At 44.1% G+C, this 25,279-nt stretch carries 28 protein-coding genes; 3 read left to right on the top strand and 25 right to left on the bottom strand.

Features of this window, described 5'->3' with window-relative positions:
• Positions 1–3 precede the first annotated feature (3 nt).
• The 20 genes from MHH63_RS28330 to MHH63_RS28235 all read right to left on the bottom strand — a co-directional run bounded on the left by MHH63_RS28330 (position 4) and on the right by MHH63_RS28235 (position 15,252).
• Positions 4–831: a DUF5050 domain-containing protein gene (locus MHH63_RS28330; protein ID WP_280752665.1), complete on the bottom strand. Its 828-nt coding sequence runs from the start codon at positions 829–831 to the stop codon at positions 4–6.
• 14 nt (positions 832–845) lie between these two features.
• Positions 846–1,094, bottom strand: coding sequence for an EsaB/YukD family protein (locus MHH63_RS28325; protein WP_076281077.1), 249 nt, complete (start codon positions 1,092–1,094; stop codon positions 846–848).
• Positions 1,094–1,591 carry a hypothetical protein gene (locus MHH63_RS28320; RefSeq protein ID WP_341144036.1) on the bottom strand — a complete coding sequence of 166 codons (498 nt, stop codon included), beginning with the start codon at positions 1,589–1,591 and terminating at the stop codon, positions 1,094–1,096. The genes MHH63_RS28325 and MHH63_RS28320 overlap by 1 nt, the downstream gene beginning before the upstream one ends.
• A 14-nt stretch (positions 1,592–1,605) precedes the next feature.
• Complete coding sequence (locus MHH63_RS28315; protein WP_036684493.1) at positions 1,606–2,088, bottom strand: hypothetical protein; 483 nt, start codon at positions 2,086–2,088, stop codon at positions 1,606–1,608.
• A 17-nt stretch (positions 2,089–2,105) separates the two neighbouring features.
• Entirely contained in the window at positions 2,106–2,300 is a 195-nt protein-coding gene (locus MHH63_RS28310) for a hypothetical protein (RefSeq protein ID WP_076281079.1), read from the bottom strand.
• Positions 2,301–2,329: 29 nt separating this feature from the next.
• Entirely contained in the window at positions 2,330–3,211 is an 882-nt protein-coding gene (locus MHH63_RS28305) for a hypothetical protein (protein WP_076281080.1), read from the bottom strand.
• Positions 3,208–4,191 (bottom strand): hypothetical protein, encoded by a 984-nt coding sequence (locus MHH63_RS28300; RefSeq protein ID WP_076281081.1) that lies wholly within the window; start codon positions 4,189–4,191, stop codon positions 3,208–3,210. Before MHH63_RS28300 ends, MHH63_RS28305 begins: the two co-directional genes overlap by 4 nt.
• Complete coding sequence (locus MHH63_RS28295; protein ID WP_280775604.1) at positions 4,169–5,614, bottom strand: ATPase, T2SS/T4P/T4SS family; 1,446 nt, start codon at positions 5,612–5,614, stop codon at positions 4,169–4,171. The genes MHH63_RS28300 and MHH63_RS28295 overlap by 23 nt, the downstream gene beginning before the upstream one ends.
• 40 nt (positions 5,615–5,654) lie before the next feature.
• Entirely contained in the window at positions 5,655–6,482 is an 828-nt protein-coding gene (locus tag MHH63_RS28290; RefSeq protein WP_076281083.1) for a hypothetical protein, read from the bottom strand.
• Positions 6,461–7,342 carry a hypothetical protein gene (locus tag MHH63_RS28285; RefSeq protein WP_076301355.1) on the bottom strand — a complete coding sequence of 294 codons (882 nt, stop codon included), beginning with the start codon at positions 7,340–7,342 and terminating at the stop codon, positions 6,461–6,463. Before MHH63_RS28285 ends, MHH63_RS28290 begins: the two co-directional genes overlap by 22 nt.
• Complete coding sequence (locus tag MHH63_RS28280; protein ID WP_175623547.1) at positions 7,342–8,631, bottom strand: AAA family ATPase; 1,290 nt, start codon at positions 8,629–8,631, stop codon at positions 7,342–7,344. The genes MHH63_RS28285 and MHH63_RS28280 overlap by 1 nt, the downstream gene beginning before the upstream one ends.
• Positions 8,632–8,925: 294 nt before the next feature.
• Positions 8,926–9,825 (bottom strand): 5'-3' exonuclease, encoded by a 900-nt coding sequence (locus tag MHH63_RS28275; protein ID WP_076126491.1) that lies wholly within the window; start codon positions 9,823–9,825, stop codon positions 8,926–8,928.
• Between the two features lie 60 nt (positions 9,826–9,885).
• Complete coding sequence (locus MHH63_RS28270) at positions 9,886–10,251, bottom strand: arsenate reductase family protein (RefSeq protein WP_038569540.1); 366 nt, start codon at positions 10,249–10,251, stop codon at positions 9,886–9,888.
• 193 nt (positions 10,252–10,444) lie between these two features.
• Positions 10,445–11,431 carry an RluA family pseudouridine synthase gene (locus MHH63_RS28265; RefSeq protein WP_341172330.1) on the bottom strand — a complete coding sequence of 329 codons (987 nt, stop codon included), beginning with the start codon at positions 11,429–11,431 and terminating at the stop codon, positions 10,445–10,447.
• 1 nt (position 11,432) lies between these two features.
• A complete protein-coding gene (locus MHH63_RS28260; RefSeq protein WP_076301356.1) occupies positions 11,433–11,999 on the bottom strand; it encodes a cob(I)yrinic acid a,c-diamide adenosyltransferase in 567 nt (188 codons plus the stop codon).
• Between the two features lie 171 nt (positions 12,000–12,170).
• On the bottom strand, positions 12,171–12,359 hold the full coding sequence (locus tag MHH63_RS28255; protein WP_232061510.1) for an aspartyl-phosphate phosphatase Spo0E family protein: 189 nt from the start codon (positions 12,357–12,359) through the stop codon (positions 12,171–12,173).
• A gap of 251 nt (positions 12,360–12,610) precedes the next feature.
• Positions 12,611–13,831: an aminotransferase class I/II-fold pyridoxal phosphate-dependent enzyme gene (locus MHH63_RS28250; protein ID WP_341172329.1), complete on the bottom strand. Its 1,221-nt coding sequence runs from the start codon at positions 13,829–13,831 to the stop codon at positions 12,611–12,613.
• Between the two features lie 13 nt (positions 13,832–13,844).
• On the bottom strand, positions 13,845–14,345 hold the full coding sequence (locus MHH63_RS28245; protein ID WP_036683529.1) for an Lrp/AsnC family transcriptional regulator: 501 nt from the start codon (positions 14,343–14,345) through the stop codon (positions 13,845–13,847).
• A gap of 259 nt (positions 14,346–14,604) precedes the next feature.
• Entirely contained in the window at positions 14,605–14,988 is a 384-nt protein-coding gene (locus MHH63_RS28240) for a spore coat protein (RefSeq protein WP_076126401.1), read from the bottom strand.
• 30 nt (positions 14,989–15,018) lie between these two features.
• A complete protein-coding gene (locus MHH63_RS28235; protein WP_036683535.1) occupies positions 15,019–15,252 on the bottom strand; it encodes a spore coat protein in 234 nt (77 codons plus the stop codon).
• 176 nt (positions 15,253–15,428) lie between these two features.
• Here MHH63_RS28235 and MHH63_RS28230 point away from each other — a divergent pair, with 176 nt between their 5' ends.
• The gene (locus MHH63_RS28230) at positions 15,429–16,679 is read left to right on the top strand and encodes an NAD(P)/FAD-dependent oxidoreductase (RefSeq protein WP_341172328.1); all 1,251 of its coding nucleotides are present in this window, start codon (positions 15,429–15,431) and stop codon (positions 16,677–16,679) included.
• A 440-nt stretch (positions 16,680–17,119) separates the two neighbouring features.
• Here MHH63_RS28230 and MHH63_RS28225 read toward each other — a convergent pair whose 3' ends face one another.
• The 3 genes from MHH63_RS28225 to MHH63_RS28215 form a co-directional block, all read right to left on the bottom strand.
• Positions 17,120–17,665: a hypothetical protein gene (locus MHH63_RS28225; RefSeq protein WP_076301359.1), complete on the bottom strand. Its 546-nt coding sequence runs from the start codon at positions 17,663–17,665 to the stop codon at positions 17,120–17,122.
• 212 nt (positions 17,666–17,877) lie between these two features.
• Positions 17,878–18,297: a DUF350 domain-containing protein gene (locus tag MHH63_RS28220; RefSeq protein ID WP_036683543.1), complete on the bottom strand. Its 420-nt coding sequence runs from the start codon at positions 18,295–18,297 to the stop codon at positions 17,878–17,880.
• 31 nt (positions 18,298–18,328) lie between these two features.
• Positions 18,329–20,695 (bottom strand): endonuclease MutS2, encoded by a 2,367-nt coding sequence (locus MHH63_RS28215; protein WP_076126396.1) that lies wholly within the window; start codon positions 20,693–20,695, stop codon positions 18,329–18,331.
• Positions 20,696–20,847: 152 nt separating this feature from the next.
• Here MHH63_RS28215 and MHH63_RS28210 point away from each other — a divergent pair, with 152 nt between their 5' ends.
• The gene (locus tag MHH63_RS28210) at positions 20,848–21,195 is read left to right on the top strand and encodes a phage holin family protein (protein WP_036683548.1); all 348 of its coding nucleotides are present in this window, start codon (positions 20,848–20,850) and stop codon (positions 21,193–21,195) included.
• A 70-nt stretch (positions 21,196–21,265) separates the two neighbouring features.
• Here MHH63_RS28210 and MHH63_RS28205 read toward each other — a convergent pair whose 3' ends face one another.
• Positions 21,266–22,333 (bottom strand): GGDEF domain-containing protein, encoded by a 1,068-nt coding sequence (locus MHH63_RS28205; RefSeq protein WP_076126393.1) that lies wholly within the window; start codon positions 22,331–22,333, stop codon positions 21,266–21,268.
• A gap of 315 nt (positions 22,334–22,648) precedes the next feature.
• Here MHH63_RS28205 and MHH63_RS28200 point away from each other — a divergent pair, with 315 nt between their 5' ends.
• Positions 22,649–23,002, top strand: a complete 354-nt coding sequence (locus tag MHH63_RS28200) for a cupredoxin domain-containing protein (protein WP_256715140.1) — start codon at positions 22,649–22,651, stop codon at positions 23,000–23,002.
• Between the two features lie 138 nt (positions 23,003–23,140).
• On the opposite strand, the gene zapA is transcribed toward MHH63_RS28200, so the two are convergent.
• A complete protein-coding gene (zapA, locus tag MHH63_RS28195) occupies positions 23,141–25,231 on the bottom strand; it encodes a cell division protein ZapA (protein WP_341172327.1) in 2,091 nt (696 codons plus the stop codon).
• Positions 25,232–25,279: the final 48 nt, after the last annotated feature.

Genomic DNA, 25,279 nt, shown 5'->3' with positions numbered 1-25,279 from the left:
GATCTACCTTCCTATAAAGGTTATTGTCTCCGCCTCTCCACCAAATAGAGAGATTCGATGCCATTCACGACCACTGCAAAAATAAAGATCATTGTCCAGAACATGTAAATAGTCCGCGCTTTCCCCAGATATTCGAATACTCCCTCCATGCAATGGATCCACTCGATATATACTGTTGTCATTTAATCGGTTAGCACAATAAATATATTTGTCATCCGAGCTCATACTAAGGGCATCTATATTGTCTACCACAGTTACCGTATCACGCTCCACATCAAGCAGCGTCAAGCGGTGTCCATTCCCGGCATCTGGAAAACACAGTTTACTTCCTATTCGGATCAGTAAACTTGTAACCATTTCACTAATCCTTTCACTAGCCTCACCGGATTCTATGCTCCTCTTAATCCCATTTGGTGTAGCATAGTAGATTTGTCCTTCATACAAGAGAAAACTCTCCACATGCTCATCAATCAGCTTTATATCACGTTTACCACTAGTAGCACAGCGATACAATCGATGGTCCTCCTCGTGAATATAGTAGATCCAATCTCCATGTCGCTGAAGCTGATAACAAGGTTTGTCTAACAATACTTCTGTATGTCGCTTTACAATATCAAGCTTACAGAGCACATTCCCCTTTAACTGATCACTGTAATAAAGGAAATTTCCAGCCTCATTCATGAACCAGAACAAACCCTCATAATGAATAGGCACTGCTTGATCATTCGCTCTATCTAAAGAATAGGTTCCTGAATAATTTTTAATATCCGTAATAAAAAGAGATTCATCAGCCTTTAGGATTAATCCGCCACTTTGCAGGTTGCTATTCATTTCATTGCCCCTTCTCAGATAAGTGTGAGCAGTGCGCCTTGGGCTACACCTTCTTGATCCAAGGTTTTACTATTACTTAATATTCTGCCTAATGGCTCAGCCTGAAGCTTGGCCCCGCTTCTCTCCTTTAAGCTCAAGGACTCCATTAACATGTCTAACAGTTCTTCTATAGTCACAAACACCGGAACTTTTAGGTCCATTCTTAGAGCTGTATCCGTTTGAAAAGTAACCATTATATAATCCATTCCGATTATTCCTTTCATCAATTCTTAACGGAGAGAATATATTTCCTCTCGCTAATTAACTGATAATCTACTTCTTTGTCTGCTTCTTCAGCGAGCTTTAAGTATCTGGTTTTAAATTTGTATGTTGCCTGTGCTTTCACATTAACTTCTGATACTCTTTGACTGGTTTGGGCATTCTCCATGTTAGAAAAATCTAAACTTACCGTAAAATCATTGTATCTATCATCATTGGATGTAAATGTAAGCACGTTGCCATCATCGGTCTGTTCCGATACATTTAGAGCGCTTTCGAACGCATCTGAAAAGTATTCTTTGAACCTCTCCTCGTTAATCACCGCATCCAGTCCACGTAGCAGTTCATACTCCAAACTCCGATCCTTAGCTGCCCGGCAAGCATTTGAGATCGCAGTGCTCAGCACTACCTTCTCTCTAAATACAATGCCCGTCTCCACCAAAGGCTCCACAACAATTGACACTAGAATAATCAACAATACTCCTACTGCAATATTTTTCACCAAAAGTCATCCTATCAATCTATATAGTAGTCCAGATCCTTATAATGTTTCAGGCCTGTCGTTGACATGGAGAAGTGGACCGGAATTTCACGCTCCAGCTTCTTTCCCCATAAAGTGATAGAGAAAGGATACACAGCTTTAATCTCAACCGTAAGTGGTTCGCCTCTTTGCCGATAAGGTTTATTCCATTCGTTCCCTTCATCGTAATATGAGGTTTCATCATCATTACCAATCGCATTATCATGATCTGCATTAGTGACCGTAATGACAATATCATCGGCTTTATCTCGGTAAATAGGGCGCTCCTGTAATCTCTCCATAACATCCTCATAATACGATTCCTTCAAGTAGTTATCACCAGCTACAATCTGCGAAACACTATACGTCTCTGTGACTAGCGTTAAATACCATGGGAAAAAGAAAGCCAAATTCACAAACAGCAGAATCGTAACCGAAGTCAGTATGGTAAGTAATACTGCCTTTGCTATCCCTTGCATTGTATTTTCACCCCAAATTAGCTAACCATCTTTTTGATCAAATCATCGAATAAAAATGTCCAGATATCATCAACCCATCCTGCCAGTACTCCGCCCTTTAAATAAGTGACTACCACACCAATTAATATAATAACGCCGACCGTAATCGCGATTTGCTTGATGCCTACTTCCCCTTTTTCCTCCACTAGCAATTCCTTTAGATCTGTCTTCATTCGTGTATCCCCCTATAAATAAAATTGGTTTATTGAAACATCTTCATCGAACTCAGAATGGTAAATAAATAGTACATAACGATATAAATGGCCAACACTATAATAAGTAGAAATTGGATTCTTGCACTGCTGCGCTGCCTGCTCTCCAGTTCTTCTTCCAAAGCCCTGATTCTGAAGCCATCTAATTCATTCTTGAGATATGCCATCTGAGACACATTATCGTATCCTTTAAGCCTAGTCTCCATAATGTCGCAGAACTTGATCACATAATGCATTGGAATCCGTTTCTTCAGCTGCTTAAAAGCGAATTCTTCTCCGTAATCAATATTATCCAGCATCACACCAAGCTCCTCGGCTATATCAGGATTTGCACTGGGAATGTAATCCTTAAGCACATCCGAGAAATGTATGTTGACCGACTTTATATACTGGTAATAGACCATACTATAAAAGGCTGGGAAATCCAGGGATATATTTTTGTTCTTCTTATCGATAATCTTCTCCAACTCGACCACCGGATAGAGCCAGCCCAGCATGATGAAGATGGCAGAGATACAGCCAAGCAGGATGTTCACCTTCCATAGCAACAACATAATCACAATAGCACTTAGCGAGTACATGAATTGCTCGGTCCGTATTTCCTCTGGAGTCTTTTGTAGATCAAGTCGGTCAATGATTTTCTTGAATCTTAACCTTTCAGCACTTCCCAATAACCCTTTAACATATTTCATTGCAATTCTTCGTTTATATTGGTTGAACTTCTCTTTTAACGCCGCATTTTTACGCTGCTTGATATATTGACGTGCACGTTTTTTCTGTTTTCTGCTCACAGGTTTAAAGAAGGGGTATAACAATATCTTGATCAAATAAAGGATGGAGAGCATGGCAATCAGCTTAACTAGGAATATCATTTGCGCTCACCACCCATGCCGACGTTCCCTTGGAGTACCTGGCTGCGTGCAAAGCTTAAACAAATGACACTAATCAATATCGTGTTGATCAATTTCCCAACATTACTTACAAGCATAAATTCTCTAAAATCCTTTACAGTTAATGCGTACAAGAAAAAAAGCACAATGATTCCGGTTTTAAACATAAAATCTCGATTCATCTTTCTAAAAATCCGTTCCTTTTTAGAGTTAATCTCGCGCAGCACGGCATTTTCATCTACAATATCGAGGAAAATGTCTGCCATACCTTTTCTTTCGTTATATTCGAAAACCACTGCTTTTTTTGTGAAATTATCAAATTTGGGACCAAGCTGTCTATTTAACAGCGTAATAGCTTGCTTAAAGGAATAGCCGTTGTTATCGCAATTATCTATAAACTGCTGGAAATAGGGCCTAAGATTAGGACTGATATATTCATCGCTCTCCATCACCTTTTTAATAGCTACTAGTACACCTTCACGGGCTAACGGACAAATTACATCTTCGGCATCCATTATATTTTCCAGCCGTTCTGCTTGGATGGCTCTAGACTGCATCACGAAAAAAGTAAACAAGCCTACAAAGATTGAAATCGTGATCACAAGCGAAAGCGTAATGCTATTCATAAGCAGAACCACTAGCAGAGCTATAATAGCAAAACAAATGCAAAGCATTGAGGTGAAGCTCTCCAGTGTAAAAGGCATATTAAAATCTAAAATTAGACCCTCTACCATTCGATTGTATTTCGCATAAATATTTTCCTTCTGCCTGACAATTCGTTCCTTCTTGATCCGGTCGACATAACGCTTTGTGTTATACTTGCCAAGGTACTCTGCGAGGGTATCCATAACGTCGAGAACATATCTTACAGACCCCTGAAAAAACTTGACCTCAAAGATGGCGTTAAATAGTACAAATGCAGCCGTACCAAGAAGTAGACTAATGATTAAAGTTGTATTCATCGAATTCGTACACCTCTGTTTCGCCCTCCAACGGATCCTTGGTAAAGAACTCAAACCTGCTTCTCTTAATTCCGGCCTTGAGCATTAGCTGCTGTATATTCTCCGAGATCTTTCCTACACGTAAATGTCTGCCAACAATTTTGATCATCTTCTTGCCTTCAATCATCTCTTCAATAACATCATCACAATCAAATCTATAGATTTGATTAATCAGTGGATTCAAGCCATCTGAGCCCAAAATCTCTGAAATTGAAGTCACTTTACGCGTACCATCTGCCAGTTTCTCTTGAAAGATTACAAATTTTACAGCACTGCAGATATTTCGTAGAGCAAGTTCCGCTGGCTCATTAGAGGCCATTAGATAGGCCGTTAGAAATCTGAAGATCGCTTCCTTATCCCCCTCTGCATGAAGTGTGGAAAAGAAATAGTGTCCCGTCTGTGCTGCTCGGAGCGCTGTGGCGAATTCACCGGGTGTTCGAAGCTCCCCTGGTCCAATCCAGTGAGGTGATTGTCTCATCGCATTAATAAGCAAATTTTCCATAGTCGCTGGGCTTGAGTCATCATCATCAGGGACCGACTCGTATTGCAACACATCATTCAGCACTCTACCGTGTTCGCTGTTATCTTCTCTTTGAATCAATCTCATCTCCGAAGGATTTTCAATGGTAATGATCCTTGATAGAGGATTGATCTCCTTAACAAGAATTTCATTTAGCGTTGTCTTTCCGCTTCCTGTCGGTCCCACTGTAATCCAGGATAAGTCTGATTTCGGGATCAAAGACAATAATTTATACATGTTTGAGGAGAAGGATTTATTCTCAATAAGCATTTTCGGAACAATACTCTTCTTGCTGAACTTTCGGATCACAAACGCTGGTTGGTCATACGGTGAGATCTCAGCATGAGTGGCATTCACACGATACCCCTCAATCGTTCTGGCATTTACCATGGGTATCTTTGGAATCAGCCGAACCTTGGAGATACCTATAAGCTTGGCGATAATCCGTTCCATATGATCACGATCTGTAAAATGTTGATCCCACTGCAGGCTTCTTCCGCCGCTTTCCACAAAGATTTGATCAGGTCCGTTGGCTCTGATTTCATCTATACTAGGGTCCTCCATAGCCTTGGTAATAGGACCATAGTGAGTGATTTCATTGGTGAGTGCGTTTTTCAACTCTGCTAGGTCATAAAATCCCTCGACAGAAGGTTTCTGTGCATCTACAAATTCATTTATGTAAGCCTTCGTCATTTCACGTTTTCGAGCAGGGTCGCTTTCTCGCCTATAGGCATGTGTCGTTATTTTCGTAATATATTTTTGGCATAACTCCAAAGCCTCATCAAAGCTTATGGTCGTATATTTACTAGCCAGATCCTCCATGTTCTCCTTCGGCCCTACCTGATGCAGTACTTTTTGCTGCATATCGCTAATTTTCGCACGTGTCAGCAAATCGCTCTCCCCTTTACTGATCCGCCAACCGATCGGCCAGTTTTTGGATCTCTTTTTTGAAATATTTATTGATTAGGGGGTTATCTTTTATGTACAGCCTGCCCTCATGTGCACGAACTACGGCATCCTTCACAAGTGGCAGTACAGAAACTATGTTAAAACCCATATCCTTCATAACCTTATAATCAAATTCAACATGCTGAATATTCATCATCACCACACTGGTGAACTTAGCCGTACTTATCCCCACCGATTTAGCATAGTCCAGCAGCTTCACCATATTTATTGTAGCTTCCATCCTCTCTGTTGCCGTAAAGAATCCTATGTGACAATACTTCATGGCACCCAGACAAAATTCCAATGGAGGGTTGTTGGGAATGTCGATCAGCACGATATCAAACATCTGCTTAAGTGTAGTAATTACACGCTCTAAATTTCCAAACTCAAAATCAAAATACTCCTCCATTAGATCCTGTGGACTAGCTGATAACAGGAACAGCTTCTCGTATTTGGTCTGCTGTAATTCATCTCTGAAATCTACCTTGTCGCTTTTCAACACCTTAATTAATCCTTGCCCCTTCTTATGTGCAGGGACATCTAGAAATTGATATAAGTTTGGATAAAACACCTTAAGGTCAACCACACACGTATTTAGACCCTTTTGAGATAACAAATATCCTAAGTTGCTTATGAGCATGGCATTATCTACACCATCACAAGCAGGTATAAAACCTACTACACTATAAATCAGATTATTCTCTTGAAGTTCGGCACCGACGAGATCCTTAGATGATATTTTCTGAAAAATGCTGTCGATTCCTAATCCTCTTTTCCGATCCACGATTCCACCTCTTTCTCCAAAGTGGGCAATTGGTCAATGATGACATCACTACTTTTTCTGCTCAGTATGGTAATCAGAAATGAATTTCCATTAAGTCCTTTGTATTTGGCATAGTTGTTAATTTGTGCACTCGTCCCCTCGAGAAGTAATGCTTTAGGTTGAATGTTCTTTAAGAAATCCTTACTCTTCATAACATTTTGTTTCTTATCCTCATCCAGTTTCTGCACTTCTTTATATACTTCGTAGATGGAATGACTACTTGCGTTGAGCATATCCTTCACAACAATGCTTTCAAACAATACTTCAGTTTTTTTGATCGTATTCGTGGACTCGGAATAAATAGCGTTTGGATTGCCACCCGCGGTATCCTTCTCCTCTACCTCATAGGACACACGGATACGAACACGGTCTCCTGGCATTAGAATATCTCCACCAACCTCCAGAAAATTATAAGGAAGCGTCAAGACCTCATTTTCCTCATTCACTTGATACAGCCATTCATTTTTTTGCGGTTTTTCATCCAGTAACTGATCTTTGTAGAGCACGCTGTTTTCTCGAAGATAATATGCGGACAGTTTATCCTTCACCGAATCTATATCTTCAGACAACACCATGTCCTCCGTGTATTCTTTTTTGATAATATTGTATTTCTCAATCATAGGTTCCGTAATGACTACGTAAGCCGGAATACCATCACTCTGCTTCACCCGCAACACCTCTACCACATCGCTGGCATCTTTGCTGGCTTTCGTAATGAACATATATGAAACCACGATGATCAATAGACTAAAGAGCAATGCTGCAACCCGCTTGAACATTTGCTTATTGGGTGTCGCGTTTTTAAGCCCGCTTAAATCCATTAACTACTCCCCTCCAGTAATCTAAGAAGTATATTTCCATAAGCCCGCTCATGGTCTTTGTTTGAATATACAAGCGGCACATCGGTTTCAATCTGAGTATCAAAGTCCGTGTCATAAGAGACATGACCTGCCACTTTCATTCCGTATGTAAAGCTTTCTAAAAGACCGGATGTAGCAATTGCACTTACCTTATCTGGTACGAAAATTTCACCTTGAAATCTGGAACGGTCATTATATTTGGTGACAATTACTTTTGATTTAGCATTCAAATAGGCCGTATTTTCCTTATTCAGTGTCTCTTCCACATTCCTCAGAGTGCTTAAAACAGCATATAGATTATTGGGAATACAGAGGCCAAAGCTGTCGATATGGATTAATGCTTCTCGAAATCTGTCTAATAAGTTCAGTGGTAGATCCAATAGGATCAAATTAAATTTGTTTCGGAGTAAGGACAACAGACCGACAAGTTTAGAGCTGGTGTAAAATTGCTCGATTAACTTGGGGTCGGAAAAGCTGTAACCCAGTCCAGCCAGCCATAGATTTTCTTTCAAATGAAAAGCCGTAGTCAAACAATCCTGAGGTCTTGCTAACGTTCGGATGAGAGATGCATTTATATCTTCATCCCGCTTGGTTCGTTCATGAAAGCTGCTAAAATACATATTCGTACTTCGATATTCGATGTCCATATCCACGATTATTACATTCAGACCCCGTTTACTCGCTTCACTTGCAACATTGATAGTTGTGCTAGTAATTCCGCATCCACTATGGCCGGTTATCGCTACAATACGACTAATCCCTCGGCTAATCTTATCAAGCTCCCTAGTAAGGGTATCTGTAGCCTGTAATTCAGTTGGGGCTTTCAGTTTCGGTTTAAAGCGATCCAGAAACGACCCTTTTCTGTCTATACTTTTTTGATTGCTCTTATCGTCGTGAAGTCTGGAATGTTGTTTCAATTGAGGTTTGGTATCGGATAAATGCTCAAGAGCTTCCTGAAATAGTACTGGTGTAATGCGTATGTATTCGTAATTCTTAATTTGGAGATTCGGATATCTATAGCTGAGATTCTCCCATTCTTTATCTTTCCTTATGTGCCTGGTGAGGATTAAAATCTTTACATTTGACTTTTGATTATATAAGAGCCAATTGATTAGGTTATTTAAATCACTCCTGTTCTGTTCCATCCTCAGAGATAATGCATCATCTGTTATTAATATGCTGTCTATAGAAGGATTGATGTTTTGCAAAAACTCCAAAATACCTCCAAGGACTAATTCAGACTCGTTCACTACGTCTATGGTCCGCCTGCAATAATTACCTACTATCTTCTGGAACTTGTGCGTGACCAAAAGTATCTTCATCTCATCATCACCTACTATGGAAAATAATCCCTATGTATTTCCTTTGAAATTTCATTAAACCAATATCCATGATTAGAAACCTTAATTTGTAATTAAGTCAAAAAAAGACATATATTGATAAATTTCCACATGAATTCGACAACAAAAAAAGCAGATCAAGGAAAGTAACCTTGACCTGCCATTATGTTTATTCACCTTTTCATCAGAAGAGAACCACTCTCCTTAACCCAGATCACCTAACTCAATCTGTACAATTCCCCGTTCGTCCTGCACCTCAGCGATCAAATGCATCAGGCTGCCAAATTCCAGTTCTTGAAATTTACGCGCGGCTGTTTCCCGTTGTAATTGCCATAAAGCTTCCGCCAGCTCACAGACCACAGGCACATCACAACGGATTTCAGCCAGCTCTCTTGATAGATGCAGCATATCAAGGTCGGCTTCAATTTTGGACCGTACACCTTTAGGGAGCAAGTGAAGATTCTCAATTACACCTTCAACTGTACCGTATTCCGTTAACAGCTTCAGCGCGGTTTTCTCACCAATCCCTTTTACACCAGGGTAATTATCACTTGTATCGCCCATAAAGCCCTTCAGGTCAATAACCTGTCTAGGGGTTAGACCTTTATCCTCAAGCAATTCTGCAAGGTCATAAACTTTATAGTTGGAGCGTCCTTTTTTCATAATGACGACCTTAACATTCTCATCAATAAGCTGCAGCATATCATGGTCACCCGTCAGAATGTAAACCTCAGAATTATCGCTGTAACAGGATGCTAGCGTACCAATGCAATCATCTGCTTCATAGCCGGCAAGACCGATGTTTGGCACACCTAGCTCAGCCACTACTTCTTTTACTAGATCAAATTGCGGAATTAATTCCAGCGGAGCTTCGATCCGGTTGGATTTGTATCCATCATATTTCTCGGTACGGAACGTTCCTTTACCCATATCCCAGCAGCATACGACATGAGAAGGCTCAAACGTACTTACTGCATCAAAAAAATACTGCAAAAATCCATATACCGCATTCGTCGGTAAACCTTCTTTTGTCTTGCGAATATATCCTCCATAAGAGGTCGCATAAAAGGCCCGGAACAGCAGAGCCATTCCATCTACAAGCATTACCCGGCCCGTTGTATCTGTTCTCACTTATAAACCTCTCCCTTGATCGTTGTATTGATATTAAACATTAGTCCAAGTATCGGCATATTGGTCTTCTTTGAATCCCACCGTAACTTTAACTCCATCCGTGACAATCGGACGTTTGATCAGCATCCCGTGGCTTGAGAGCAGCTCTAACTTCTCCTGTTCCGTAAGCTGGGGCAGCTTGTCCTTCAGACCTAATGATTTATATACTTCACCGCTTGTATTAAAAAACTTCTTCAGCTCAAGGCCGCTGTTCGCGAGCAGCTCACGCAGCTCGTCCACCGTAGGTGGCTGCTCTGCGATGTGCTGAAGCTCCAGCTCATGACCTTGTCCCTGCAACCATTTTACTGCGCTGCGGCAGGTGCTGCATTTGGGATATTGATATACTTTTAATTTGCTCATGTTGTGCTCCTTTAATAATCGGCTAATAATATCGTAACTATGGGGAATGTTTGGACTTTCGGCCGCTGTTGTCTACAGATTTCTTCAATTTTACCGTTAAACACGTTTGAAATCCGCAAACAAAGGCGGTCGCTATCGCTCCTACAGTTCCAATCCTCCCCTTCGCCACTCCATCGCCTGAATCATAATTTTATCACAAATCCACTGTCGGACCTTGCTCCAATATTTTCTCCAAGGCTGCCATGTCAGGTGGCAACGGGGCTTCGAAAATCATTTCTTGCAGAAGCACAGGGTGCTTGAACGTCAGACGGACTGCGTGCAGCGCCTGACGCGGTATGGAAGCATCGAGTGCTGCAACGGTCTCCAATTGCTGGCTTTGAGTTGAAGTCAATTCTGGTAGATTGTACAGCTCATGACGGTACATGCTGTCCCCAATCAGCGGACAGCCGATTGAGGTCATATGGACCCGAATCTGATGCGTACGCCCACTCTCCAGCTTTAGTTCAACTCTAGAGCCAGCTGAATACACCTGCTTAACCTCATATCGGGTTAGGGAAGGATATCCATCCGGTGTCACGATACGCCGATGTGGCTCCTCAGGATCACGATCGATAGGGCCGTCGATATCGCCGGATAACTCCGCAGGAACCCCGTGAACAAATGCAGCGTAACGCTTATCCACAGTACCGGCGATCATCTGCTCGGAAATATGCTGATGGCTGTAAGGATTTTTGGCGATCACTAACACACCGGAGGTCTCCTGATCCAGACGGTGAACAGGCCGGAAACGGAAGCGTTCATTCTTCTGTGCCCAATAATAAACCACACCATTGGCAAGCGTGTCGGTGTAATGTCCATGTGTGGGATGAACTATAATTCCCGCTGCCTTGTTAACCACTAGCAGATGTTCATCTTCAAATAAAATCTCAAATGGAATCGGCTGCGGCAAAATATCATCCGAAGTCTCCGTTTCCATGCGAATCTGCACGGTATCTCCTGCCTTTACATGCACACTAATGTATACACGTTCACCGTTTAATGTAATGCCTTGCTCCGTCTGCTTCAGGCGAGAGAGCAGCTTGCGTGAGACATCCATCCGTTTGTGCAGGATGGTCTTCAGCAGGAAGTCATCCTCTTCAGGCGGTATGATATAAGTAATGGGTGAATAATAGCTTGTCATATTAGTCTCGGAACACCTTTTTACTGCGGATGTATTCTACATCAGTAATCCCTGACCGTGTATTAGCCGTTCTAGCCAAAGCAAAAAAATAATCCGACAACCGATTAAGATAAATCACCGCTTCTGGGTTAATGTCCGCAGTTCGCCCTAAGGTAACCGCCCGGCGTTCTGCACGACGGCAAACCGTGCGGCACACATGTAGAACCGAAGCCAGCTGACTCCCCCCTGGCAGGATAAATTTCTCAAGTGGCGGATTCTCCTCTTGTAGAGTATCTATCCAGCCTTCCAGCCGCTGAGCCATCTCACTTGTCACCATATATTGACCACCATCAGCAAGTCTAACAAATGCTAAATCCGTGCCGCAATCAAACAGCTCATGCTGTATTTCGAGCAATTGCTCGCGGACATCGTCGAAATTATCACTTTCCATCAGGCTTCGTGCTTGCCCTACAAAACAATTCAGCTCATCGATCGTTCCGTAGGCCTCGACGCGGACATCATCCTTGCCGACCCGGCCGCCAATCACTGAGGTCTGACCTGCATCACCCGAACGTGTGTAAATCGCCATGGTTTAAGCCTCCTATCCATTCTTAAAAAACATATACTGCTAGTTTAAGCTTTCTGCTATAAGGAAGGCAATAAAGATAGCAAATTAAGAGTATACACAAAAACACCATCATTAGTAAGAGTGCACAACAAAAAGAGGACCCTAGGGTCCTCTCAAGAGCATTCAGCAGCACTATTTTCCAGCTGGACGCCCCTTCATATACTCATTTATTTTGAGGTCCAATAAACTGCTAATTTCAATCACATTATCCGAAGTGAATGATTTTTCCTGCAGGAAAAGCTGCTCCATCTTGCTGCGGAGTATTCTAATTTCATCTTCCAGAGAGAGTATGCGAGCAGAAGCATCACCCTTGGGGGGTATTTTCCCATTTCCAGAGAAACATTTCCCACCATAGGAAGGTAAGTAATAATCGGCGCTAAGCACAATCATCCCTCCCAAAAGTATTATTGAGCGCGTGCTGCAAAAGAGCATAAAAGTTAAATAAAGCAACTTCAAAGCAACGCCTTAGTTCCAGAGTAAATGGATCCTTGTAAGTTCTATTATAGGGGCTAATTACTCTCAAAGTAAAATAATACCATAGGATTGTATGATCGGCTATAGTTCAATTTTCACTAATCCGTTCTCTCACGTGTAAGCTTTGTGACAAAAGCACCAATGCGTTCTACTGCTTCGTTCAGTTGGGATACTGATGTGGCGTAGGAACAGCGTAAGTAACCTTCTCCACCTAATCCAAAGACACTTCCAGGCACAGCTGCAACCTTGTATTCAAGCAAAAGCCGCTGAGCAAATTGATCAGAAGTCAGCCCTGTCTTGCGCACGCTTGGAAAAGCGTAGAAGGCGCCCTGCGGCTCATGGCACTCCAGCCCTGCATCGCGTAGGCCCTTGACGATCAACCTCCGCCGTTGGTTATAGGAATCCACCATCCGGTCCTTCTCTTCCATCCCATTGGTCAGCGCTTCAAGTGCAGCCACCTGTCCCATAGAAGGAGCACACATCACAGTATACTGATGAATCTTAAGCATTGCAGCGATAAGATCCGGGTGACCACAAGCATACCCCATCCGCCATCCGGTCATTGCAAAAGCTTTGGAGAAGCCGCTAACCAGAATCGTACGGTCTATCATGCCTGGTAAAGAGGCAAAGCTGACGTGATTAATGCCATAAGACAATTCTGCATAAATCTCATCTGAAATCACTATAAGATCATGTTTCTCTACTACCTTAGCAATCGGCTCCCAATCTTCTCGGGTCATTACACTTCCCGTAGGGTTACTAGGGTAACACAAAATCAGAACCTTGGAGCGCGGAGTGATTTTGGCTTCCAAGCTTTCCGCAGTAAGTTTAAAGTTATTCTCACCAACCGTTTCAATACCTACAGGTATTCCTCCACCAATCGCGGTGATCGGCGAATAAGAGATATAACAAGGCTCCGGAATCAGAATTTCATCCCCCGGTGAAATCAGCGCACGTAGTGCCAAATCGATGGCCTCGCTTCCGCCAACGGTTGCTATAATTTGATTGGCAGGATCATATTCCACAGAAAAACGGCTGTGCAAGTAATTCGCGATCCCTTCCCGCAGTTCAGGCATCCCTGCATTGGATGTATACCCTGTAAATCCTCTTTCCAGCGAATAGACACAAGCCTCTCTGACATGCCAGGGGGTCTTGAAGTCAGGCTCTCCAACTCCCAAAGAGATGATATCCTTACTGCCTGCAGCCAGATCAAAAAACTTGCGGATACCCGAAGGTTGAATTTGCTGTACCAACGGGGCCAAATAAGAATCCATTGATTTGCTGTCTTCTCCAGTTAGCTGCGATTTATTCGTGATCATATGATTACTTCCTTTATGGAGAGATCATCAGACGGTTGTCTTCCTCATGCTCTTCGAAGATGATCCCGTCCTGTTTGTATTTTTTAAGGGTAAAATTCGTTTTGGTTGAAAGTACTGAATCAATTGGAGACAGCTTCTCAGATACAAAATTGGCCACTTCACGTAAATTCCGGCCTTCCACTTCCACCAGAAGATCATAAGCACCAGACATCAGATAAACTGATTTGACCTGTGGATACAGGTAGATTCGCTCGGCAATCCCTTCAAAACCACGCCCTCGTTCAGGCGTAATCTGCACCTCAATCAGTGCGGTTACCTTCTCATCGTCCACTTTATCCCAGTTTACAACGGCGGCATATTTTACAATGACATGATCTTTCTCCAACTGCTCAATCGCAGTCTTCACATCTTCTTCTTCCGCGCCAAGCAGCGTTGCTAAGAGTGCAGTAGATCTTCTCGCGTCTTCCTTAAGCAGTTCCAGCACTTTCCTCTTAAGCTCGTTCATTTCCTTCATGCCTTCCCTCCGGATAGTTCGCCAATGACGGTACGCTATTAATGCGTCGCCCCGCGAAAAGAGTTTAATACTAATATGACATGAAATGTGCATCTCTGCAAACAAAATAACCCCATAGGAGCTTCCATGAAAGGCAGAGTTTACATAGAACATACACAAAAAAATAGAAAAAACGCCCGTTCTACCGGATTTAACCAGTAAAAACGGGCGTTATCTCCACACACATGAAGCGATTTGCTTCATTCGCCAACCATCATGGTTACATTAAATGAGAAGGCTGATGTTGTCCGTTAGCCGGGATATGAGCATTCTGAGCGTATGCGCCAAATTGCCCGGTTTTTTGTTGAACAAATTGCCCGGTTTGCTGTTGCATTTGCTGTGCGGTTTGAAGCTGCTTGTCCACATCTTGGCGCAATGCTTTTGCAGGTGCAGGATACATATTCAGTTGAGACATATGCGTGTATAAATCACCTTGGAGTTGCAAAGTGTCCATGGTCATAGTGTTAAAAACCCTACGAACGGCTGGACATGCTGATTCTGTAGCAGCTGTAGCATATTCGCGTACGGTCCGCTTCAAATCACACAAAATGGTGTTTAGTAAATCCTCATCCGGCATAAATGCCCCAGTATTTTGCGCGTTCATTAAATAACCTCCTTAGAATTAATATTGCAATTATTGTGGGCTTGTTGGCGCGTATTGTTGATGTTGTTGGATTAACTGAGTAAGCTCAGTCATGTGTTTGGTGTGATTTTGCATATGCTGCATACAAATTTGACGAACTTGTTGATTCTGTGTTGTCGCAGCTGTTGCTGCACATTGCTTAAGAAGCAAGTCCTCATTAGAGATGGAGTCAGCGATATATTCCAATTCCTTACCACTTAGCGCTTGCATTTGCGTTGATTGCATTTGTTGTAGTCCCTCCTTGTAGTTGATTCATACAGGCTTTAGTATGCCGCCTATACCCGCGATTTATTTGCCGAAAGGCACTAGAGAGTTATGACAGAAATAAGAACATACCGCGAATGAGACGATAAAATGCCGCCAATACTAAAACACGGCACGAATGAAGGAGCGAACAATTCATGAATTTAAATAGTGGAAATACACCTTGGTCAAGCACTTTACAGAACCCTCCAACTTACCCCTCTCTAGAAGGTACTATTCATTGTGATTGCCTGGTTGTAGGCGCCGGAATGGGTGGGGCAATGGCCGCCTATCGCTTGTCCTTAAGTGGAGCGGATGCTGTTCTGATCGAAAAAAGACGGGTCGGCAGCGGCAGCTCGCATGCTAACACTGGACTCCTGCAGATTTCCAACGATAAATCGTTAACCTCATGTATGAACACCTTTGGGCAAAAGAACGGTTTGCTCTTTTATCAGTTATGCCAGGCTGGGGTAAGGAACATTCTGGACCTGCCGGACAAGCTCGATATCGATCCGCAGATCATTCCTCGCAGCAGTCTTTTATATGCCAGCACTCCAGAGGATGTACCTGCATTGCGGGAAGAATATGAGAATCTCGTGGCTAACGGCTTCGATTCTGAATTCTGGGAAGAGGATAAGATTGCAGCTCTGTACTCTTTTTCAAAACCAGCAGGACTTTATTCACGTGGGGATGCCGAAGCGAATCCTTATCGAACGGTGCACAGCCTAATCGCCAAGGCAGCGTCGAATGGCGTCCGCGTCTTTGAACAGAGCGAAGCGAAACATTATGAGTTTACTGAGAATGGCGTGATTTGCCATACAGAAAGTGGCCGGATTATTGCCAAGGATGTTATTTTTGCAATGGGTTATGAAACACAGGAATTCAAAAAAGACCGGGGCGCTGAGCTGATCAACACGTATGCAGTGATGACCAAACCTCTAAAGGATTTTCCAAAGTGGCATGAGCGTAGCCTGCTGTGGGAGACAGCCCGCCCTTATTTATATTTTCGGACAACCCCTGAAGGCAGGATTATTGCAGGAGGTAAGGATGAGCAGCTGACAGACCCCGAACGTCGTGAGGTCCGGGTGATTTCTCAAGGTCAAAAATTGCTCGAAGAGCTTGAAGCCTTATTTCCAGAAATTAAAGGCATTGAGCTGGAGTACTCCTGGGGTGCTGTGTTCGGTTCTACTCGTGATGGACTTCCATATATCGGCCCACATCCAAAGTTCCCTCACTGTTACTTCATCGAGGGCTACGGAGGCAATGGGACGGTGTACAGTATGATCGCTGCGGAGTTGTTAACGGATACGATTGCCGGCAAACATCGGCCTGAGTTAGATTTATTCTCACTCACCCGATCAGCCAAACCCTCTCCTTCTAAGAGTTTGGACGTGATGAAACAGAACTGATTTTTGTAGAAAATAAAAACGGGGCTGTCCCTCGCAGCCGCTTCACTGCTTTTTGGACAACCCCGCTTTTTATTTTCCCTGCTTCAATCATAAATCCATCAGCCCATGGAGCTTACGGACTCAGTTGACGTTATTTACATGTTTTTAGCCTTTAAAGCAAGGTTTCGGACTCCAGTGATGCTATCCTTGGAAAGAGGCCCATATATAGGCGTTTTTCAGGCCAATAGCTGCACTAGAGTCCGATAGCATTCCAAATATCGGATAATGGTGCGATTAAGGCCGGCTGTGTCCGTTAGCGGGTTAATAAGCGCTTCCGACAGTGATTTCATATACACACGCTTTCGACAACGGACAACGGTCAAGTAAGGTCCAAAAAAAAGAAGGGGCGCCCCCAGCAGCTATTAGCTTACGGGACCGCCCCTTTTTTTATATACTTATTCTTACGCCTGAGCGTTGCTCAAATTGCGTACGAGCTGAATCCGATCTTCCTGCGCCAGACTGTGCTGAACATGGAAGCAGGAAGGACATACGTAAACATTGAGTGAGAATGGAGCGGTTAATACCGACTTACCTAATGTAGCTGGAGCAGACGGCTCAAAGCTGCTCACAGGCTGCTTACCCGCAAGGATAGTGAGCTCATGGCATTGAGTACATTCCGGAGCTTCCTCCTGAATGGCCAGAATAGCTGAGACACTCTCTTCGTACTTGTTCAAGTCATAATCATCGCCGAATTGATTAAGCGTATTATAGATTGGAACTACGCTGTCTTTATCAGGCTCTCCCCAAAGATCATCGTCATTAACAACCTCTTGTTTGGGTTCCTCTACGACTTCCTCTACTACTTCTTCTTCGATGCCGTCAATCCCAACAGTGACCGTACGGTATCCGCTAAGCTCATTGTTACAGTGAGGACAATTCTCCTCAGGTCCAAATTCCTCGTCCCATACAATTTCAGTATGACACCAAGGGCATACAGTTGTTTCCATCTTTTTAATCTCCTTCACACTTTCACTTTTAAATTTAATTCATCATTAAATAAATAATACCGGCTGCTATAAAAGCAATCGCTGACAGAAACAGAACTCGGGTGAGAATCTTCATGATTTCCTCCTAAGATACCCCACAAAGAGTGGGACTGCTCAATTCAAAGCTTGTCCAGATCCATAATCCTTTGCAGGGTGTCCTTATAAGGACGGATTTAAAAAATAGCCGCACCTATTACATAAGACAACGATACCGAGATCAGCATGGCAATAAGTCCAACAGCACGGTTATCCGCAGCGATCTCCTCGTCAATAGAGAATACAGGGGTCAGAAATTCAAATAAAAAATAGGCAAGCAGCAGCAGCAAAAAACCGACGACGGACCACTTCATTGTCTCGTAAATTGAAACACCAGCTTCAATACTGAAACGCAGTACGTTGCAAATTCCGAAGATTTTGCCGCCTGTGGCCATTGCCACTGCCAGGTTTCCCTTACGTATTTCTTCCCAGCAATTATATTTCGTTACCATTTCAAAAAAAGACAGAAATACAACCAGCCCAAGAATCGCCACTGCAAAGTAGCCAAGCAAGGCACCTAGCGGATGACCCAGCAAAAGATCAATATCTTCTTGCACGCTTTCCCCTTCTTTCTGCCGGGAAATCCCGCTATTGCAGCTCAGCCACAGTTACGCCCGCGCCGCCTTCGTTATAATTCCCGAGCCGATAACTCTTCACATGCTTGTGCTTACGCAAATATTCCTGAATTCCTGTGCGCAGCACACCCGTTCCTTTACCGTGAATGATGGCGATTTGGCCCAGATTACCTAAAAAGGCTTCATCGATAAACCGATCTGTCTCCATGATAGCTTCCTCCAGGTTAGTCCCGCGCAAATCCAGTTCACTGCGAATGTTCTCATCACGGGAACGTTTGACGGTTGTCGCATGGCGAAGGGCCGTTGGCGCAGCTGTTGCCTTCGAGGAGAGCAATTCCAAATCATCCAGCCTTACCTTCATCTTCATAATGCCAAACTGCACCAGCGCCTCTTTAGTACCGCTTAGCTCCACCACAAAGCCCTTTTGGTTCAAGCTGTCGACTTTCACTTCATCTCCAGGACCAATTGTACGTGGAGCTTTGGTAGTCTTGCGGGTAACAGCCTTCTTGCGCGGTGATGGCTCAGCTTCATCCAGACGTCGCCGTGCTTCAATCAGCTTATGCTCTTTAACTGAAGCTCCTTCTTCCATAGCCAAGCGGCGCAAATCACTGATAATTTCCTCAGCTTCCTTACGCGCTTTGTCCAGGATCGCGCTGGCGTCCTTCTCAGCCTTCTCGAGGCGTTTCTCACGCTGGCTTTCCAGCTTCTCAAGCTCTTGCTGTTGTCTGCTGCGCAGCTCCTCCACTTCGCGGCGGATGCCCTCTGCACGTTCATGCTCCTGTTCCGCTCCCAGCCGATTCTCTTCGAGAGAAGCAATCATATGCTCCACGCGCAGATCTTCTTCCTTCACTTCGCCGCGGGCATGCTCCAGAATCGCATGAGGCAGGCCTAGACGCTCGGCAATCGCAAAGGCGTTGCTTCGTCCGGGTACGCCGATCAATAAGCGATAGGTTGGGCTAAGGGTCTGGACATCAAATTCCATACTGGCATTGATGACTCCCTTACGCTCATAAGCGTATGCTTTCAGTTCGCTATAATGTGTTGTTGCGACCATCCGGCATTCGATCCGGTGAATATGCTCCAGAATGGCAATTGCCAGCGCAGAGCCTTCTGCCGGGTCGGTTCCAGCCCCCACCTCATCAAGCAGAATAAGGCTCTTAGGAGTCATTCTACGCAGAATGGAGATAATATTAGTCATATGACTAGAGAAGGTACTCAGACTTTGCTCGATGCTCTGTTCATCGCCAATATCAGCATAAATGGCATCAAACACACACATCTGGCTGCCTTCCTCTGCTGGAATAAACAAGCCGGACATCGACATTAAGCTTAACAAGCCGATGGTTTTGAGGGTAACGGTCTTACCACCGGTATTCGGTCCGGTTACGATAATTGAGCTGTATTGATTGCCCAGCTCCACGTCCAAAGGAACCACATGCTCCGCTGGAATAAGCGGATGCCGCCCTTTGCGCAGCTTAAGATAACCGCGGTCATTCATACGCGGCTGAGTAGCCTTCATATCACGAGCAAGACGCGCTTTGGAGAAGATGAAGTCCAGTTCTCCCAGAATATCAATATCGTAGGTCATTTCTTCCGCAATGTCGGCTACAAGTGCCGTCAGCCTGTGTAAAATGATCTCGATTTCCCGTTCCTCACGCAGCCGTGTTTCACGAAGTTTATTATTCATCGCCACAATAGACTCTGGCTCGATAAATAAAGTCGCTCCTGATCCAGACTGATCATGTACGATACCACCGAAATGGGCACGGTACTCCGCTTTTACAGGAATAACAAACCGATCACCACGAATGGTTACCAGCTGATCCTGCAGCATTTTTGCTACAGAAGACGAACGAATCATCGAATCCAGCTTCTCACGAATTCTGGTCTCTCCTCCGCGCAATTCACGGCGAATGTTAGCCAGCTCAGAACTAGCTGTATCAAGTACATCAGCATTCTCGTCTATACATAAACGGATGGCATCTTCCACATGTTTTTGCTCCGATAAAACGTCACTCAGTGAGAACAGGAGCTCAATCTTTTCTTCCTCATGCATAGCTGCCAGGAAACGTTTGACTCTGCGTGCGCCGCCAATGGTATTTCCAACGGCCAGCAGCTCAGTTGTTCCCAGCATTCCGCCTATAGACGCACGTTTGAGTGCTGCTCGAATATCGCTTACCCCGCCGAACGAAGGAATGCCCTTCAGGCGATCCACATTAGCCGCTTCATCCGTGGCTTGAAGCAGCTTCTTCACACCTTCGAAATCGCCGGAGGGCCTTAGCTGCTCCGCAGCCAATCTTCCCATGGGGGTTTGCGTATATTGCATTAATTTATTTAAAATCTTGCGATATTCAAGCGTATGCAAAATTTTGTCGTCCAATTACAGTCACAGCTCCCTTCATAGATGTTTCCATTATACAGAATTCAGGTCAATTTCGCTATTTGGGTCTTATTTTTAAGCATAGAATCACGTAATAAGGTCACAATAAGAACTGCACATATCCTTAGCATGGGCCAAAGGAGGTTAGTACAGTGAATTTCTTAAGTCATGTTGGTCGTTTTGTGGTCGCAGCGCTTGTTCTGATGGTTGTGGGCTGGATTGTTCCACAGTTCACGGTTGGTGGGTTCTGGAGCGCTCTAATCCTTGCACTGGTGATTGCGCTACTCGGCTGGGTAGTCGAAGGAATCTTCGGCAAAAAAGCAACGCCTTTCGGTCGTGGTATCGTCGGCTTTATTGTCAGTGCGGTAGTAATCTGGGTCGCTCAATTCGTAGTCAGCGGAGTCAGCGTATCCATTCTGGGTGCCATCTTAGCAGCTCTTGTCATTGGGATTATCGACCTGTTTCTGCCGGTATCCACTCCATTTGAGGCCGCTAAGTAACAAAAGCTCTTCACAACACAGAACCCCCTATTCCGGTTCTTCTCCGGCAATAAGGGGTTCTGTGTTGTTTTTATGCAAAAGACACAATCTCCTCTTTATGACTCTCCGCACAGTTGACCACTCTGTTCTTGCCTTGCTTTTTAGCGGTATAGAGCGCTTTGTCTGTTTTACGAAAGAGAAGCTCTTTCCCATCCCCAAGCTGATAATCACAAATTCCAATGCTCACGGTGATCGGCTTGTTACCAGCCTGCAAATGTTCAATTTGAGCAATATTTTTCCGTAATTTCTCTACTGCTTCATAGGACTCCGAGAAACTTTTATCTGTAAAAATCACAGCGAACTCTTCCCCGCCATACCTAGCCGCAAAATCATTTAACTCAATCATGCCGCCTACCTTGTCCGCTATCACCTTAAGTACAAGGTCTCCAACCCTGTGTCCGTAGGTATCATTCACTTGCTTGAAGTTATCAATATCGAAAAGAGCCAGCTGTAGCTGAAGGTTGTTGCTTTCACATTGCTCCAATAATGAATCCAAATATTCATGAAAGGTTTTATGATTATAGAGTCCAGTGAGTGCGTCTATCTTCAGCAGCTTATCCGAAATAGCCCTCTCCACCATTAGATCTTGGCCCGCCTTGGTTAATCTTTCTAAATTAATACGCGCTTCACGAGCACGAATAATTACTGCAATAGCCATCAGCACAAATACCAAAAATACACACTCTACCATCAAGAATTCAAGCAGCGGTTTATGTAGGAATGGCCGTTCCAACCCAAAATATACCCCGGCATAAAACACAATACTAAATAACCCCATTATGTACAGGAGCTTACGATCAAAATAAATAAGAGCAACCATAATCGGCATCATAAGTGTCATCTGAGCACCGTCAACAAAAGGCTCTAATACAAAATACATAAGGTAGGACACTAAAAACCCGCAGCTAACCACCCCATATTTAGGGGACTGTTTACTATAACGCAGCCACAGCTCCGCAGTAATCATAAGGAACACAATTAGTAAATTACAGGCTATAAATAAATGCCATAGATTCGTATCCATGGTTGTTTTTATTTGGAGTCGGTCAATATTCGACAAAAACAGCAACTGTGAGATTAATAAAAGAATGACTACCATCCAATAGCCTTGTAAGATTCTACGGTGCCAAACCTCCGTACTTAGCGCATCATTAATACTTGTAATATGTATCCCCTACTTTTATACGTTAATGTAATAGCTTTCATTATAATAAATTTTAGTTATATTTTCATCATTTTTTTGCAATTTACGACAAAGTTTGAACAGTCTGCCTGTTCACATATTTTTCACATTTAATCAAAGCGCTTACTTAAATTTTAAGTTATGATGTCTACATAATTGTCACATTTTCACTATGCTTGGACTTCTTGGGAGGGGATTTAGATTATTAAAAAATTTGCAATTCTACTTTCAATGGTGTTCGTTATAGCACTTACAGCCTGTGGGAACAACAATGATAGTGCTGCTGGCAATGCTAACACATCGGAGCCGGAAATCGAGGCAGAAACAGAACTCATAATTACAGCTACAAATTACAGCTTTGATCAGGAAGAATACCATCTAAAAAAGGGTGTTCCCGTCAAAATCATTTTTAAAAATGATGACGGCAATCACGGTATCCTTATTCCAGAGTTCGAGCTGCAGCTTAATGAAAAAAAATCCTCAAAGGTGATCGTACCCGAGGAAGCTGGAACTTTCGAAATGACCTGCTCCATTATGTGTGGCTCCGGACATAGCGGAATGAGAGCTACAATCATCGTGGAATAGATTACACATAAACAGCCGATTATTAGGGATTCCCCCTGAGATCGGCTGTTTTTTTAATTTGAGCTCATTAATAAAGAGAGCTGACCCGAAATAGATCTCTCTACTCATCAGGTCAGCTCTCTTACTTGCATCCGGCACTCAACTGTCTTGCTCGATCAGTTGAATCCATTCATTATATTCATTTTGTAGCTTGGCATATTCCTCTTTAAGGTTACGATGCTCATCTGTCAGCTTGTCAAACTCTTCCTGACGCATTTCAAACTGGAGCTGCAACAAACGAAGTTGTCCTTGAACCATTTCATAGCTTTCACCAACTTCACCTAGCTGCTGAAGCACTTCGCTACGTTCACGATCAATAGCTTCCTGCTTCATTTCAGCCTCACCGGCTTCCTGCTGCCAAATGTCGATCTCCTCACGCAGCTTCGCTTCGAGATCCGTCCACTGCAGCTGCTGATCGGATAGCTCCTCGTACTTATGCTTCCAGGAAGCTCCGTACGCCTCTGCTTCCTTCAGCACTTCCTGTTGCTCAGCAACAGTAGCAGCAGCTTCACGACTAGCTTCAGATAACTCTTCTAAGCGTCGTGTTGCCTCTTCGCCTTCTTCCTGCAACAGTTGATATCTTTCCTGCAGGCGTTCTCCTTCTTGCAGTACATCGTCGTATTGAGCAATCAATTCCTCATAACGAACACGAAGCGCAGACAATTCCTTCTGAGCCTGCACACCTTGCTCCCGAAGTACCGCTGTTTCGCGTTCTGCATCTGTACGAAGCTGAACCTCCTGATCCAGCTGCTGTACTAATCCATCGGCTTGCCCACGTAGCGTGTCGATCTCTTTCTGGAGCAACACGGATTTCTCCTCAGACTCCAGCAGATTCATTTCCAGTTCACCAATATCTTCCATGCGTTTATCCGAAAGCTCCTGCCAGTTAGCCGCCTCTGCTGCTGATCCCGCAAGCTCTTCCTGAACACGGTGCAGATTTTCACTCGTCTCCTGTAGTGACGCTCTTAGCTCTGTAGCTTCATTCTGTGACTGTTGATAACGCTGGCGTAACTCTTCCAGCTCCTCATTCAACAGTGTGCCCAGCTCAGTAGCCGTGTGAAGCTCTTCACTGAGCTGTTCTTCACGTTTAACAATCGCTTCATATTGTCCAAGAAGCGTCTGTCTTGCATCTCGCTCACTCTTAAGACTGGCTTCAGCCGCACGTAATCTGGACTGAAGTTGCCCTGTCCCACCACGAAGCTCAGCCAGCTGTTTCTCCAGCTCTTGAATATTTTGCTTATGTCTATGCTCTTGAGTGCCTTGTGACTGCCGCAGTTCCTTATTCTTGGTTTGTTCCCGCTGCAGTGCTTCACGTTCTTCCGCCAGCTCTTTGCCCAACTTCGCTTTGGTACTCTCAAGCTCTTTACCTAAGGTCAACTTGGTATCCTCAAGCTCCTTACCCAGCGTCAATCTGGTATCTTCGAGTTCTTTACCTAATGTAGACTTGGTAACCTCAAGCTCTTCCTCCAGTGTTGACTTGGTCTCGGTCAGCTCAAGCTGCAGAGCAGACAGCGTGTCTGTCTTCTCCTTGGTCAGCGTCACCCGGATGTTCTCCAGCTCTTGCAGATGAGCAGCCTTCTGCTCCTCCAGCTGCTGCAAGCGGATGGCTTCCGCCTTCGCCAGTTCCTGCCGCTGGTGTTCACGACTAGCTGCCTGCTCTTCTTCGTAGCTTGTCCGCAGTGCTTGCAGCTCTATCTCGCGCTCAAGCAATTCTTCTTCCAGCTTCTTGCGTGCAGCTTCCACAGCTTGCACTGCCTCCTGAAGCTGTTCCGCATGTACCTTGCGTTCATTCTCCTGAATCTCCAAATGCCGCTTACGTTCTTCCTCCGCAGCAGCAATCAGTCGCCCAGCCTCTTCTTTGGCCGCAGCTTCAAGTCGCTCGAATTCTTCTTGCCGCTCCCGCTGTACCTCCAGCAGGCGAGATACTTCCAATCGCAGTTCACTGCGTTCACCTGTCATCATGTTTAGTTCATTTTTGAAGTCCTGAACCTGAATAGCCTGCTCCGCCATATGTACAGCTGCAAGCACCGCTATACGCGGTGTGTCCAGTCTGGTGTGAGATTTAGAAATCGTGCGCATATGTTCATCAACATAACGGGCCACTTGTTTCATATATTCAGTACTGCTTCCGACGAGTTTATAGGAAGTTCCGTATATCTCCACGGCGACACGTGTCCGGTCCATAGCCACAGTTGTGCCCTCCTTTGTATGTGTGCGGATTCTAAGCTAGTTTCACTT

Source organism: Paenibacillus sp. FSL H3-0310, assembly GCF_038002785.1.
Classification (GTDB): Bacteria; Bacillota; Bacilli; order Paenibacillales; family Paenibacillaceae; genus Paenibacillus_AQ; species Paenibacillus_AQ odorifer.
The sequence above is the reverse complement of the archived record's forward strand: the minus strand, read 5'-3'. Positions and strand labels throughout refer to the sequence as shown.

Coding starts and splice junctions, on each gene's coding strand:
- MHH63_RS28230 (WP_341172328.1), top strand. CDS start 15,429: ATGAATTTAAATAGTGGAAATACACCTTGGTCAAGCACTTTACAGAAC.
- MHH63_RS28295 (WP_280775604.1), bottom strand. CDS start 5,614: ATGCAGCAAAAAGTACTGCATCAGGTAGGGCCGAAGGAGAACATGGAG.
- MHH63_RS28325 (WP_076281077.1), bottom strand. CDS start 1,094: ATGAAAGGAATAATCGGAATGGATTATATAATGGTTACTTTTCAAACG.
- MHH63_RS28270 (WP_038569540.1), bottom strand. CDS start 10,251: ATGAGCAAATTAAAAGTATATCAATATCCCAAATGCAGCACCTGCCGC.
- MHH63_RS28250 (WP_341172329.1), bottom strand. CDS start 13,831: ATGATCACGAATAAATCGCAGCTAACTGGAGAAGACAGCAAATCAATG.
- MHH63_RS28300 (WP_076281081.1), bottom strand. CDS start 4,191: ATGAATACAACTTTAATCATTAGTCTACTTCTTGGTACGGCTGCATTT.
- MHH63_RS28305 (WP_076281080.1), bottom strand. CDS start 3,211: ATGATATTCCTAGTTAAGCTGATTGCCATGCTCTCCATCCTTTATTTG.
- MHH63_RS28330 (WP_280752665.1), bottom strand. CDS start 831: ATGAATAGCAACCTGCAAAGTGGCGGATTAATCCTAAAGGCTGATGAA.
- MHH63_RS28240 (WP_076126401.1), bottom strand. CDS start 14,988: ATGAACGCGCAAAATACTGGGGCATTTATGCCGGATGAGGATTTACTA.
- MHH63_RS28275 (WP_076126491.1), bottom strand. CDS start 9,825: ATGCTTGTAGATGGAATGGCTCTGCTGTTCCGGGCCTTTTATGCGACC.
- MHH63_RS28235 (WP_036683535.1), bottom strand. CDS start 15,252: ATGCAATCAACGCAAATGCAAGCGCTAAGTGGTAAGGAATTGGAATAT.
- MHH63_RS28265 (WP_341172330.1), bottom strand. CDS start 11,431: ATGACAAGCTATTATTCACCCATTACTTATATCATACCGCCTGAAGAG.
- MHH63_RS28315 (WP_036684493.1), bottom strand. CDS start 2,088: ATGCAAGGGATAGCAAAGGCAGTATTACTTACCATACTGACTTCGGTT.
- MHH63_RS28200 (WP_256715140.1), top strand. CDS start 22,649: ATGGTGTTCGTTATAGCACTTACAGCCTGTGGGAACAACAATGATAGT.
- MHH63_RS28260 (WP_076301356.1), bottom strand. CDS start 11,999: ATGGCGATTTACACACGTTCGGGTGATGCAGGTCAGACCTCAGTGATT.
- MHH63_RS28205 (WP_076126393.1), bottom strand. CDS start 22,333: ATGGTAGTCATTCTTTTATTAATCTCACAGTTGCTGTTTTTGTCGAAT.
- MHH63_RS28285 (WP_076301355.1), bottom strand. CDS start 7,342: ATGGATTTAAGCGGGCTTAAAAACGCGACACCCAATAAGCAAATGTTC.
- MHH63_RS28225 (WP_076301359.1), bottom strand. CDS start 17,665: ATGGAAACAACTGTATGCCCTTGGTGTCATACTGAAATTGTATGGGAC.
- MHH63_RS28310 (WP_076281079.1), bottom strand. CDS start 2,300: ATGAAGACAGATCTAAAGGAATTGCTAGTGGAGGAAAAAGGGGAAGTA.
- MHH63_RS28245 (WP_036683529.1), bottom strand. CDS start 14,345: ATGAAGGAAATGAACGAGCTTAAGAGGAAAGTGCTGGAACTGCTTAAG.